Source organism: Duganella sp. FT27W (genome assembly GCF_009295655.1).
Taxonomy (GTDB): domain Bacteria; phylum Pseudomonadota; class Gammaproteobacteria; order Burkholderiales; family Burkholderiaceae_D; genus Rugamonas; species Rugamonas zoogloeoides.
Genome location: NZ_WHIV01000002.1, coordinates 1,033,646 through 1,046,450, shown reverse-complemented (window position 1 = coordinate 1,046,450; position 12,805 = coordinate 1,033,646). Strand labels below are relative to the sequence as shown.

The window sequence follows — 12,805 nt, the reverse complement described above, 5'->3', positions numbered from 1 at the left end:
CGGTTACAGTTTGATCCTGTTATTAGCATTCCCAAAGGAAAGAACATGAGTCAGCTTTTTACCGCCGTCTACGATATCAGCAGCCCCGTCGAAGGTCATCCCAATTTGCGCCTGAACCTGGTCGTCGACGGCCGCAACGACACCATCGTCGGTAATGCCCGGCTCGATGGGGAGCGCGAGATCACGGTACGCGGCCACCATGTCGAGATTGATGGCGAGCAACCAATGCAGGCAATATTGCTTGCAGGCACTCCACCAATCTTTGTTGGCGAAGAGCAACCAAGTGCATTCCAGTTGCTGATGGTGTTGCCTACCGCTTGGAAGGCGGGGCAGGTCTGTTACAAGATGAGCTTTGGCATGCACCAGCCACGCGTGCTGGAAATTCGCGACGGCGTGGCTCACGCGGTGTTGCCCGAGTATATGCATTGACCCGGAAAATTCACGCGATAAAAATGGACAAGCGGGCCGTACGGCGCGTCGGACGTTGGTAAAAGTTGCTATCATGCGCTTTTGCTCAACCATGTAAGTTCACCATGCCTGAGGCCACCTCCGCCGACATCGCCACCTGCGAAAGCGAGCCGATCCGCATACCCGGCGCGATCCAGCCGCACGGCTTCCTGCTGTCCCTCGATTTGTCGGACGTGCCGGACGCAGCGGATACTTCGGCCGCGCGCGTGGTGCAGGTCAGCGACAACCTGGCCGATTTCACCGGCATGGCCCCCGCCGCTGCGCTGGGCCAACAGTTACGTGACGTCATCGGCAACGCTGCCGACCAGCTGGCGCCGCTGTTGCGCCAGGACCAGGTACATGACCGCGCCAGCTTCCTGGCCACCGTGGTGCTCACGGCCGATGACGCGCAGTTCGACGTGCTGACCCACGTCCGTGACGGCTTGCTGGTGCTCGAATTCGAACCGGCTGCCGGCAACCTGGAGGCCAGCTTGCACCGGTTGTACCCGGTGGTGGGTGACTTCCTCAACAAGATCAACGACGCCGATTCCATCGCCGACATGAGCCAGCTGGCGGTCAACGAGATCGCCGCGCTTACCGGTTTCGGCCGGGTGATGGTGTACAGCTTCGACAAGGATGGTCACGGCACCGTGCTGGCCGAGGCCGTGCAGGACGGCTACGAGGGCTATATGGGCCAGCGCTTTCCGGCCAGCGATATCCCGCGCCAGGCGCGCGAGCTGTACCTGCTCAACCGCATCCGCCTGATCCAGGACGCCAACTACACGCCGGCCGGATTGCTGCCCCCCACGCATCCGTTCACGGGCCGGGCCACCGATTTATCGCTGGCATCGCTGCGCAGCGTCTCGCCCGTGCACCTGCAATACATGCGCAACATGGGTACGCTGGCCTCGATGTCGATCTCGCTGGTGGTGGAGGGCAAGCTGTGGGGACTGTTGTCATGCCACCACGCCACGCCGCGCCGCCTCAGCTATCACCAGCGTACCGTATGCGAACAAATCGGCCAGATCCTGGCGTTGCGCATCCGTAACCGTGCCGACGCCGACGAACTGCAATTCCGCCTCGAAGTGCGGCGCGTGATGGTGAACCTGCTGGGCGGTCTCACCCAGGGCGCCGACTTTATCGAAAACCTGCGCAGCGTGATGCCGGAGCTGCTGCGCTTTGCCCGCGCCGGCGGCGTGGCCATTGTCATCGACGACCGCCTGATCAGCTTTGGCGATACCCCGACCGACAAACAGATCCGCGCACTGGCAGGCTGGCTTAGCCTGCACTCGCACGAAGACCTGTTCCACAGCGCGCACCTGGGCGCGATTTATCCGCCCGCAGCCGCCTATGCCCGCATCGCCAGCGGCCTGCTGGCCATGCCGATTTCGCGCATTCACCAGCACTACCTGCTGTGGTTCCGGCCCGAGCACGTGTACACCATCGACTGGGCCGGCCGCCCGCAGGACAAACGCGGCCCCGGGGCGCTGTCGCCGCGCACCAGTTTCGAGAGCTGGCGCGAGGCCGTGCACGGCACCAGCGCCCCCTGGCACGATGCCGAACTGGAGCTTGCGCTGGAATTTCGCACCACCTTGCTTGGCATCGCGCTCGAACGCGCCGAGCAGATGGCCGACCTGGCCGAAGAACTGGGCCGCGCCAACAAGGAGCTCGAAGCGTTTTCGTACTCGGTGTCGCACGACCTGCGCGCGCCGCTGCGCCACATCGTCGGCTTTTCCGACCTGCTGATGGAAACTGCCGGCAACGACAATCCCGAGCGGCGCCTGCGCTTTCTTACCAATATCAAGACGTCGGCCCGGCTGGCCGGCAAGCTGGTCGATGATTTGCTCAGTTTTTCGCAGATGGGCAGGGCGGCGCTGCGGCCCGTGCGCATCCGCATGGGCGAGATGGTCAATGGTTGTATCGAGCGGCTGGCGCCCGAATATGCGAGCCGGCGCGTGGAATGGCATGTCGATACCTTGCCTGATGTCATCGCCGATCCCGCATTCCTGCAGCTGGCGTTGTACAATCTGCTTTCGAATGCCGTGAAATTCACGGCGCAGAGCGATCCCGCCGTGATCCGTATTACCAGCGAGAAATTAAGCGACGAAGTCGTGTTCCATATTGCCGACAATGGCGTCGGTTTCAACATGGACTACGTGCACAAGTTGTTTGGCGTATTCCAGCGCCTGCATCGCATGGAGGATTTCAACGGTACCGGCATCGGCCTGGCCAATGTGCGCCGCATCGTCGAGCGCCATGGTGGCCGGGTCTGGGCCCGTTCCGTCGCCGGCGAAGGCGCGACTTTTTCGTTCAGCATTCCCGATACACCCCCACCTGATAAAGAATGACCGAGGTACCCGCATGCTAAAACCCATCCTGCTCGTCGAAGACAATCCGCACGACCTGGAACTGACCCTGATCGCGCTCGAGCGCAGCCAGCTGGCCAACGAAGTGATCGTGGTGCGGGATGGGGCCGACGCGCTCGATTACCTGCACATGCGCGGCGCCTTTGCCGACCGCGATCAGGGTAACCCGGCGGTGGTGCTGCTGGACCTGAAACTGCCGAAAGTGGATGGGCTGGAAGTGCTGGCGGAAATCCGCGACAACGCAGGCCTCAAGAGCCTGCCGGTGGTGATGCTGACGTCGTCGCGCGAAGAGCAGGATCTGATCCGCAGCTACGAGCTGGGCGTGAACGCCTACGTCGTAAAACCGGTCGATTTCCAGGAATTCGTGCGCGCCATTTCCGACCTCGGCATCTTTTGGGCGGTGCTCAACGAACCGCCGCCAGGCTCGCAGCGTTACATCAAGCCGCAGTAATGTTTGTTGCTGCCGTGGAACGTTGGCGCAGCAACTGGCGTATGCGCGCGCTCAAGGTTTCCAGGGTATAGGGTTTGGCCAGCAGGTTGACGCCGTGCGGCAGCTTGCCGTCGTGCGCCAGCAAGCCCTCGGCATAGCCCGAGGTAAATAGCACCTGGGCTTGCGGCTGGTGGCGCTTGAGCAGTTCGGACAGTTCCAGGCTGGTCAGGCGTCCCGGCATGATCACATCGGTAAACAGCAGGTCGATGCAGGTACCGCCTTCGAGCAAGCGGGCGGCATCGTCGGCATCCGGGCTGGCCAGTACCTGGTAGCCCAGGTCGGCCAGCATGGCCACGGTGGCGCTGCGCACCGCTTCCTCGTCTTCCACCACTAAAATCGTTTCGGCGCCGCCGGTCACGGTTTCGGCACCGGCCGCATGGTCGGCTGCCGCCACGGCCTCGTTGCGCGGCAGGTAGATTTGCACGCACGTACCTTCGCCCGGGCGGCTTCGCAGAGTAATTTCGCCACCCGACTGCTTGACGAAGCCATACGCCATGGACAGCCCCAGTCCGGTGCCCTGGCCGGTGGGCTTGGTGGTGAAGAACGGCTCGAAGGCGCGCTGCATCACTGCGTCGCTCATGCCGACGCCGGTATCGACGATTTCGATCAGCACGTAGTCAGCGTGCGGTATATGCTCGCCGGCCGCGACATTGACCTTGTGCAGGCGAGCGGCGTCGGCGTCAAGGTTGCGGGCGCGGATGGTAAGCGTGCCTTCGCCGTGCATGGCGTCGCGGGCGTTGATGGCCAGGTTGAGGATCACGTTGTTGAGCTGGCCAACGTCCACCTCGATATTCCACAGGTGCGGCGCGATGTCGGTGACCACGTTGGCGCGCGGGCCCAGCACGTGGCCCAGCATGTCGTCCATGTCGGTAAGCATGGGCGTGAGATCAACCACTGCGCTTTGCAATGGCTGGCGGCGGGCGAATGCCAGCAGGTGCGATGCGAGGCGGGCGCCGCGTTCCACGCCGGCCAGGGCGTTTTCCACCCGCACCATGCCCTGCGGACTGACCAGCCCCAGCATCTTGAGCAGGTGCAGGTTGCCGCTGATAATTTGCAGGACATTGTTGAAGTCGTGCGCCACGCCGCCGGTGAGCTGGCCGATCGCTTCCATTTTTTGCGCCTGGTGCAGGGCCGCCTGACTGGCGCGCAATTCTTCCTCGCGCTGGCGCAGTTCGATAAACGCCGCGTCGCGCTGGCGGCGCGCGTGATAGGCGGCGCAGTGGTAGCGGATGCGCGCCTCGAGCTCGCGCGCCTCCGGCCACTTGACCAGGTAATCGTTGGCGCCCAGTGCAAACGCGCGCGCCTTGGTTTCCGCATCGTCTTCGGACGACAGCAGGATGATGGGCACGTGGGCGGTATCGGCATTGGCGCGCAGCATGCGGATGACGTCGAAACCGTCGGCGCCGGGCATGCGCAAGTCCACCAGGACGACGTTGGCTTCGGTTTCCCGGCATAGCTCGATCGCGCGCTCGGCGTGCTGGTCGTAGCGCAGGCGGATTCCGGGCTGGCGGCTAAGGTGGTCTCCGATCAGGTCTTGCGCGATGAGTTCATCATCGATCAGCAGCACGGAACAGTTCTGGGAAAGGTTGTCGCTCATGGGGCAAAATAGGACGTTGTTATCAGATTCTACCTCAGCGTCTCACCTGCCAAGGCGGCAATTCCTACGGTGTGCGGGTTGTTGCACGCCTGTGTAAAATCATTGCATCTTACAAAAAGGAGTTGATTTGTTGGAAACCAGGGAACAAGACGTGCTGGCCGCACTGCGGTCCGCCACCGCCGCACGCCATGCCGAGCTCGACGCGCACACGCCGCTGGCCGCGCCCGAGGTCGATCTGGCCGCCTACGGCGCGCACCTGCGCCTGCTCGAACGCTGGCTGGCGCCCGTGCCCGGGTGGCTGGCCGGCTTTGACGTTGGTCCGCAATTGCCCGATTACCTCGGTGCAATCCGCGCCGACCTGGCGCATAGCGCACTGGTGTCGGCAGCGGCCGGGGAGGAGTCGGTGACGCCGTCGTCGCAGCCGCAGTCACAGTCACAGTCACAGTCACAGTCACAGTCACAGTCACAGTCACAGTCACAGTCACAGCCGCAGCAACTGCTGCTGTCGCTATCGCAGCCGCCTGCACCTTGGCCGGCGCAGGCCAGTGCCGCCTATCGCTGGGGCGTATGCTACGTGGTGGAAGGATCGCAGCTCGGTGGGGCGGTGCTCTACAAGCGGCTGGCGTCCCGGCTGGCGCCGCATCCGCTCGATTACCTGCGCGGCAACGGTTCGCCCGGGCCGCGCTGGCAGCAGTTTTTGGTGGCGCTGCGCGCAAACGTGGTGGAACCCGCCCAGATCGAAGACGCTTGCGCCGGCGCGCGGGACGCCTTCGACCGGCTGATCGCGCTTAACCGTGGTACCAGTTAATAGCTGCTGAGCGGCACCGGCTGGCCGCCCTTGAAGGTGTAGATGGTGACCGGCGATTCTTTCATGTCGCCGCGCGCATCGAACGCGTAGCTGCCGGCCACGCCCTGGTAGGTGCCGGCGCTGATCGCCGCGCCCACTTTTTGCGGATCGACCGAGGCCGACTTCTGCATGCCCTGCGCGTACAGCATGGTGGCGTCGTAGTAGGCGGCCGCGTATACATCCGGGTCTTTCTTGAAACGGGCCTTGAAGCGGGCCTTGAAGGCCGGACCGGCGCTGGCCTTGTCGAGCACCGCGCCACCCTGCGAGCACAGCACGTTCTCGCCCACCGACTCGCCGCCCAGCTTGCCCATTTCGGCGGTGCAGATGGTGTCGCCGCCCAGCAGCTTGGCGTTGATGCCCAGCTGCTTCATCTGGCGCGCCATCGGCGCTGCCTGTGGCGCGTAGCCGCCGAAGAAGATCGCTTCGATCTTCTTGTTTTTCAGCTTGGTGAGGATGGCGTTGAAATCGAAGGCGCGGTCGGTAGTGAACTCGTGGCCGGCCACGGTCATGCCCGAGGCGCGCGCCTGCTTCTTGAATTCTTCGGCCACGCCCTGGCCGAAGGCGGTGCGGTCGTCGATCACGGCAACGTTCTTGAACTTGAGTACATTGGCCGCGTACAGCGCCATTTTCGAGCCCAGCTGGGTGTCGCTGGCGTTGACGCGGAACAGGCCCTTGTAACCTTGCTGGGTGATCTTGGGATTGGTGGCCACGGTGGCAACCAGTGCGCCGGCGTCGTTGTAGGCGCGCGAGGCGGGAATGGTCACGCCCGAGTTGTAGGGGCCGACGATGAAACGCACACCGTTGTCGATCAGTTTTTGGGCCGCAGCCACGCCGGCCTTGGGATCGCCCTGGTCGTCCTCGGACAGCAGTTCGAACTTGAGTTTTTTGCCGGCCACGGTGATGGGCTTGGCATTGAGTTCCTCGACCGCCAGGCGGGCGCCGTTTTCATTATCCTTGCCCGAGAACGCCTGGGCGCCCGACAGCGGGCCGCTATGGCCGATCTTGACGACTGTATCCTGCGCTTGCACTGCAGTTGCTGCCAGTACCGCCAAGGCGGCTGCGGCGTACTTCACGTTGTCCTTCAAACCCATGCGAACTCCCGATGTCGATGATTGCAAACGTTATAAACGCTATAGAAGCGAGCGCTGATTATCGCTAAATATTCGACATATTATCGTGCGAGTTGTACCGTGTTCGCAGCCGTTTCGAGGCTGGAGTGGGGGCGGCCGGGCAACCACCCCGAATTTAATTCGGGTTGCACCGTGGCGAGGCGGTGGTGCACCGAATGTGCACCACCGGCTTCGCGACTTGGCAATTGCTCAGCTCTTACGCGCCGATGCCACGGGTCCCGTCCGCTGCCGTCACTGCACCCACCCGGGCCACGGCAGGCGTGGCGGATTGGACGGCGCGAGGAGTGTTGTTGCCCAGCGTGGGGTCGTTGATGTTGTAGGCGGCAATCGCTGCTGCCAGCGCCGGGTTGCCTTGCAGCGGATTGGCCTGCATGGCGGCAGCTTGCGCCGCTGCGGCCTGGGCCGCGCGCGCTTGCTGGGCGGCATCGGCCGCAGCCGCATTGGCTGCCGCCGAGTTGGCGGCGGCCGTGTCGGCCGCGCTGCTTTGCTGCGCCGCTGCTGCCGCTGCGGCGGTGGCAGCCGGCGAGTTGCCGGCCTGGGCCAGCACGGCGCGAGCGGCATCGGCTGCTGCGGCGGCTTCGGCGCTTTGCGCGGACAGGGCATCGGCCGCGCTTTGCGCCGCCTGGGCCTGGGCCAGCGCACTGGACGCTGCCGATGTCGCCGCAGCCAGGCTGGAGGCGGCCACTTGCGCCGCCTGCGCCTGCTGTTCGGGGCTGCCGGCATTGGCCGGGTTGTTGGCGGCAGCGGTGGCGGCAGCGTTCTGCGCCGCTTGCGCCTGGGCCGCCGCTTGCGTGCTGGCGGCAGTGGCGGCGTTCAGGCTGGCAGCGGTCTGCTGGCGGGCAGCCTGGGCCTGGGCGCTGGTTTGAGCGGCCTCGGCAGCCGCCTGGGTAGCGTTGGCCTCGTCGGCCTGCGCGGTGGTCTCGGCCGCCTGGTCTGCCTGCTGCGTCTGCTGCAGCTGGTTGGCCTGCTGGGCCTGGTTGGCTTGTTGGGTCTGATTGGCTTGCTGTGCCTGCACGGCAGCCGATGTTTGCGTCGCTTGCTCGGTGGCTTGCTGCGCAGCCTGCGTCGCGGCCAGCTGCGATTGCAGCAAATTGGCCGATTGCAAATCCTGCTGCACTTGGGCGGCGTTGACGGTCTGCGCATTCTGGCGCGCCTGCGCCAGCTGCGTATTGGCGACTTGCTGCTGGGCTTGTAGCGCCTGCTGCGCAAGTGCTTGTTGCGCTTGGCCGGCTTGTTGCGCCTGCACCGTATTGTCGGCTTGCAGACCCTGCTGGGCGCGGGCCGCTTGCTGAGCCTGGATCGTCTGCTGCGCCTGGGCTGCTTGTTGCGCCTGCAAGGTGTTGTCTGCTTGCAGGTCTTGCTGCGCCCGGGCTGCTTGCTGAGCCTGGATTGTCTGCTGCGCCTGGGCTGCCTGTTGCGCCTGCAAAGTGTTGTCTGCTTGCAGGTCTTGCTGCGCCCTGGCTGCTTGTTGAGCCTGGATCGTCTGCTGCGCCTGGGCTGCTTGTTGCGCCTGCAAGGTGTTGTCTGCTTGCAGGTCTTGCTGCGCCCTGGCTGCTTGCTGAGCTTGGGTTGCCTGTTGCGCTTGCAAGGTGTTGTCGGCTTGCAGATCTTGCTGGGCGCGGGCGAGCTGTTGCGCTTGCGTTGCCTGTTGTGCCTGGGCTGCCTGCTGCGCTTGCAAGGTATTGTCGGCTTGCAGATCTTGCTGGGCCTGGGCCGCTTGTTGGGCTTGGGTTACTTGTTGCGCCTGGGCCGCCTGCTGTGCTTGCAAGGTGGCGTCGGTTTGCAGATTTTGCTGCGCGTTCAGGTTGGCGGCCTGGGCCAGTGCCGCCTGTTGCAGTTCGGCGTAGTTAAGACCTTGCAGCGCCTGCTGTTGCGCCACGTTGGCAGCTTGGGTAGTTTGTTGCGCTTGCAGTGTCTGTTGCGCCTGTTGCGCCAGGTCGGCCTGCTGCGCTTGCAGCGCTTGACTGTTCTGGGCGTTCTGGGCGGCGATGGCGGCCGAGGTCGAGGTGAACAAGGGATTGACGATCGGCGATTCCGGCGCGGTGGCGGTCGGCGTGAGCGGCTGTTCGAGCGCTGCGCGCTGCGCTGCCAGGCGATCGGCGGCCGTTTCATTCAAGGGGTTTTGCGACAGCAGGTCGAGCTGGGCGCGGGCAAAGTCGAGGCGGGCGTTTTGCGCCTGGTCTGCCGGCGACAGTGCGGCCGTGTCGCCGGGCAGCAGCTGGTTGAACGAGGTGGTGGCCGTGGCGCTCAGTTGCTCCGCATACTCGGTGGCCAGGTTGCGGAAATTGGTCAGCGTGTCCTGCAAGGTGCTGGTGGTGTTCTGTTCGTTGGTATTGAAAGCGGCGCGCAGGATTTCATTGTCGAGCGACAGGCCGCCGGTGGGATCGGACAGCAGCGCCGGCTGCAGCGTCACGCCAAGCCGGGCCAGGCTCTCGGCCCCGGTCTGTTGTCCTTGCACCTGCTGGTTGAGATTGTTCACCAGGTTGTTGAGCAGGGTGGATCCCAATGGCTGCGACTGGTTGAAATCGACGCCCGGCAACAGGTTGAACGCATCGACCACCTGCTGGGTGGCGTCATTGAGCAGGCTGGCGCGCAGGGCGCCGTCCTGGGTGGCGCGGCTGCCTCCGGCTTGCAGCTGGGCGATTTGCTGCTGCGAGCGCGATACCGCCAGCAGGAAGCCGGCCACCGGCGACAGGTCGATGGTGACCGAGGCCAGCGGCGCATCGGTGGCAGAGCCGACCGCCTGGGTGGACGAGTTGACCGAATTCACTGCCGAGGTTTGCAGCGTCGGGTTCACCGTCGGGAAATTGACCGGCGTGGTCAGCGTGGACGAGATCGGAAACATGGCGCGCTCCTGAGAGACAGTACGGGGAAAGTTTAGCATCCTCCAGTGCAGCCGGCTCGTCCGTGTGCCAGCTCACATATGGCTGCAGATGCGCTGATGGTTAGATTCCGCACGGTCGCATGTCACAAATGCGCATATTGTCGTTCTTGCAGCTTCGCAAACTAACGAAAGGAACGATCATGGATAACAATACGCAAAACAAGATTGAGAACAAGATCGACAGCGCCCGTGACGGTATCACCAAGATCAACCGTGACGTCCGTGCCGATGCCCATTCCACCATCGACCGCGTGGCCGACAAAGTGCCGCCAACCACCGACCGTCTGGCGCAAAGCGCGCACAACGGCGTTGACAAGGTTGCCGACACCGTCAACAGCGTCAACCAGAAATGGGATGGCACCGTCGAGCGTCTGTCCGCCGGCACCAAGCAACTGAGCGAAAACGCCAAGGTCTGGGCCGAATCGGGCCGTACCCAGGTACGTTCGCATCCAGCACTGTCAGTACTGATTGCCGCCGCTGCTGGCTACGGCATCTCCAAGCTGCTGAGCTCGCGCAAGTAAAACCAGGCTGCCCTGCCGGTCCTGCTGCCGGTATGTCCGGCAGCCCGCGCGGGCGCCGTACACCAAGGGATATCCAATGAGCAATGCTAAGAAAACACCGGCTTCCGTCATGGGAGCCGGTTCCGTTTTGAGTACCGTGTCAACACCATCATCCGCGCCGCCGCCAGGAAGTCTCGGTGGCGCGCCTCAAGAGGCAGCCTTGCTCGACAAGGTGGCCGGCGGCCAGGAAGCGGCTGCAGGCATGCCGTTCAATCCGAACAAGGCCGGTGAGCATGGCGATGCCGCGCGCACGCCGCAAGCGGGCGCCACTTGCCCGATGAAACACCTGTTCGGCGGCGCCAGCACGACCACCGAGACCAACGCGTCCGCCAAAGTAGGTGACGGCATCCAGCCGCAGGGCGTCAATCCGACCGTGGACCCGCTCGACCGCGTGCGCGTCGATTCCAGCGGTCAGCGCCTGACCACCAACCAGGGCGTGCCGGTGGCCGACAACCAGAATTCGCTCAAGGTCGGCCTGCGCGGCCCGACCGCGATGGAAGACTTCATCCTGCGCGAAAAAATCACGCATTTCGACCACGAGCGCATTCCGGAGCGCGTGGTGCACGCGCGCGGTTCGGCCGCCCACGGCTACTTCGAAAGCTATGACAATTATTCGGAACTCACGCGCGCTGCGCCGTTTGCCGACAAGGGCAAACGCACGCCGGTCTTCGTGCGCTTCTCCACCGTGGCCGGTGAACGCGGTTCGGCCGACACCGTGCGCGATGTGCGCGGCTTCGCGGTCAAGTTCTACACGGACGAAGGCAACTGGGACCTGGTTGGTAACAACATGCCCGTATTCTTCATCCAGGATGCGATGAAGTTCCCGGACCTGATCCATGCCGTGAAACCGGAACCGCACAACGGCATTCCGCAGGCCGCCAGCGCACACGACACCTTCTGGGACTTCGTCACGCTGATGCCCGAATCGACCCACATGCTGATGTGGCACCTGTCCGATCGCGCCATCCCGCGCAGCCTGCGCACCATGCAGGGCTTCGGCGTGCACACGTTCCGCCTGGTGAATGCGCAAGGCGCTTCGGTATTCTGCAAATTCCACTGGAACCCGGTGGGTGGCACGCACTCGCTGGTGTGGGACGAAGCTGCCAAGATCTGCGGCGCCGACGCCGACTTCCACCGCCGCGACCTGTGGGAGGCGATCGAAGCGGGCAACTACCCCGAGTGGGAACTCGGTGTGCAGGTCTTCAGCGAAGAACAGGCCGAACAATTCCCGTTCGACGTGCTCGACGCGACCAAGATCGTGCCGGAAGAACTGGTGCCGGTGCAGCCCATCGGCAAGATGGTCCTGAACCGCAACCCCGATAACTTCTTTGCCGAGACCGAGCAGGTGGCTTTCTGCACCGCGCACGTGGTGCCGGGCATCGATTTTACGAACGATCCGCTGCTGCAAGGCCGCATCCATTCGTACGTCGATACCCAGATCAGCCGCCTCGGTGGTCCGAACTTCCACGAGCTGCCGATCAATGCCCCGGTCGCGCCCGTGCACAACAACCAGCGCGACGGCATGCACCGCCAGGCCATCCATCGTGGCCGCGTGGCGTACGAACCGAACTCGCTGGCGGGCGGCTGCCCGTTCCAGGCTGGCATGGCCGGCTTTACCACGGCGTTTTCCAGCATCGACCAGAAGCTGCAAAAGCCCGAGGATAAAGTGCGCGGCAAGCCGGAGCTGTTTGCCGACCACTACTCGCAGGCGCGCCTGTTCTGGATCAGCCAGACGCCGTCGGAGCAAACCCACATCATCAACGCCTACCGCTTTGAATTGAGCCGGGTGACGGTGCCCGCGATCCGCGTGCGCCTGCTGTCGATGCTGGCCAATGTCGATGCCGAACTGGCCCAGGGCGTGGCCACCGGCCTGGGCCTGGACGTGCCGGCGCCGATGCCGCTCGCGACCGACGCCACGCCACCGGAATATGCGCCGTCGCCGGCCCTGTCGCTGCTGGCGCGTCCCGGTTCGGTCGGTGTGAAAGGCCGCAAGGTCGCGATCATCGCCTCCCATGGGGTCGATGCCGCCGGGGTGCAGGCCGTGTACGCGGACCTGCTGAAGGCTGGCGCGGTGCCGCGCGTGGTCGGCCCTTACCTGGGCCAGCTGAAAGCGGCCGATGGCAGTGCGCTCGACGTGGAAATCTCGTTCGAGGCCGGTCCTGCCGTGCTGTACGACGCAGTCGTCATTGCCGATGGCGAGGGCAGCGCCAAGTCACTGCAGGCAGAAGCCATTGCGCTGGACTTCGTGCGCCAGCAGTACAACCACTGCAAGCCGATCCTGGCCATCGGCGCTGGCGCCGACGTGCTGAAAAAGCTCGGTGTACAGGTCAAGCTGCCAAGCGGCCAGGGCGATCCGTCGCTGTGGATCGTCGATGCCGGTAGCGTGACGCCGGCGCTGGCGGAGTTCAAGGCGGCACTGGGCGCACACCGTAACTTCCAGCGTGAAGCCGAAGGTTCGATGGTATAAGCGCGATTGCAGCATGA

The 12,805-nt window shown here is 64.2% G+C and carries 9 protein-coding genes; 6 read left to right on the top strand and 3 right to left on the bottom strand.

The genetic code is table 11. The annotated features are described in order from the left end of the window. Positions 1–45 precede the first annotated feature (45 nt). The 3 genes from F8197_RS10795 to F8197_RS10785 all read left to right on the top strand — a co-directional run bounded on the left by F8197_RS10795 (position 46) and on the right by F8197_RS10785 (position 3,264). Positions 46–429 (top strand): DUF1842 domain-containing protein, encoded by a 384-nt coding sequence (locus F8197_RS10795; RefSeq protein ID WP_056141176.1) that lies wholly within the window; start codon positions 46–48, stop codon positions 427–429. Positions 430–533: 104 nt separating this feature from the next. Beyond that, positions 534–2,795: an ATP-binding protein gene (locus F8197_RS10790; protein ID WP_152881805.1), complete on the top strand. Its 2,262-nt coding sequence runs from the start codon at positions 534–536 to the stop codon at positions 2,793–2,795. A 13-nt stretch (positions 2,796–2,808) separates the two neighbouring features. Beyond that, positions 2,809–3,264 carry a response regulator gene (locus F8197_RS10785; protein WP_056141170.1) on the top strand — a complete coding sequence of 152 codons (456 nt, stop codon included), beginning with the start codon at positions 2,809–2,811 and terminating at the stop codon, positions 3,262–3,264. Here F8197_RS10785 and F8197_RS10780 read toward each other — a convergent pair. Next, positions 3,251–4,870, bottom strand: a complete 1,620-nt coding sequence (locus tag F8197_RS10780; RefSeq protein WP_373996837.1) for a response regulator — start codon at positions 4,868–4,870, stop codon at positions 3,251–3,253. The genes F8197_RS10785 and F8197_RS10780 overlap by 14 nt on opposite strands. Before the next feature lie 160 nt (positions 4,871–5,030). Here F8197_RS10780 and F8197_RS10775 point away from each other — a divergent pair, with 160 nt between their 5' ends. Next, entirely contained in the window at positions 5,031–5,708 is a 678-nt protein-coding gene (locus tag F8197_RS10775) for a biliverdin-producing heme oxygenase (protein ID WP_152881803.1), read from the top strand. On the opposite strand, the gene F8197_RS10770 is transcribed toward F8197_RS10775, so the two are convergent. Further along, on the bottom strand, positions 5,705–6,838 hold the full coding sequence (locus F8197_RS10770) for a branched-chain amino acid ABC transporter substrate-binding protein (protein WP_152881802.1): 1,134 nt from the start codon (positions 6,836–6,838) through the stop codon (positions 5,705–5,707). The genes F8197_RS10775 and F8197_RS10770 overlap by 4 nt on opposite strands. A gap of 235 nt (positions 6,839–7,073) precedes the next feature. Further along, positions 7,074–9,722, bottom strand: coding sequence for a hypothetical protein (locus F8197_RS10765; protein WP_152881801.1), 2,649 nt, complete (start codon positions 9,720–9,722; stop codon positions 7,074–7,076). A gap of 179 nt (positions 9,723–9,901) precedes the next feature. Between F8197_RS10765 and F8197_RS10760 the strand changes: the two genes are divergently transcribed. After that, the gene (locus F8197_RS10760; RefSeq protein ID WP_019923050.1) at positions 9,902–10,282 is read left to right on the top strand and encodes a hypothetical protein; all 381 of its coding nucleotides are present in this window, start codon (positions 9,902–9,904) and stop codon (positions 10,280–10,282) included. Between the two features lie 76 nt (positions 10,283–10,358). After that, positions 10,359–12,788, top strand: coding sequence for a catalase (locus tag F8197_RS10755; protein ID WP_152881800.1), 2,430 nt, complete (start codon positions 10,359–10,361; stop codon positions 12,786–12,788). The last annotated feature ends 17 nt before the right edge of the window (positions 12,789–12,805 follow it).

Excerpts from the sequence above, each read along its gene's own strand:
- F8197_RS10795 (WP_056141176.1), top strand. The coding sequence starts at position 46 with ATGAGTCAGCTTTTTACCGCCGTCTACGATATCAGCAGCCCCGTCGAA.
- F8197_RS10790 (WP_152881805.1), top strand. The coding sequence starts at position 534 with ATGCCTGAGGCCACCTCCGCCGACATCGCCACCTGCGAAAGCGAGCCG.
- F8197_RS10785 (WP_056141170.1), top strand. The coding sequence starts at position 2,809 with ATGCTAAAACCCATCCTGCTCGTCGAAGACAATCCGCACGACCTGGAA.
- F8197_RS10770 (WP_152881802.1), bottom strand. The coding sequence starts at position 6,838 with ATGGGTTTGAAGGACAACGTGAAGTACGCCGCAGCCGCCTTGGCGGTA.
- F8197_RS10765 (WP_152881801.1), bottom strand. The coding sequence starts at position 9,722 with ATGTTTCCGATCTCGTCCACGCTGACCACGCCGGTCAATTTCCCGACG.
- F8197_RS10760 (WP_019923050.1), top strand. The coding sequence starts at position 9,902 with ATGGATAACAATACGCAAAACAAGATTGAGAACAAGATCGACAGCGCC.
- F8197_RS10755 (WP_152881800.1), top strand. The coding sequence starts at position 10,359 with ATGAGCAATGCTAAGAAAACACCGGCTTCCGTCATGGGAGCCGGTTCC.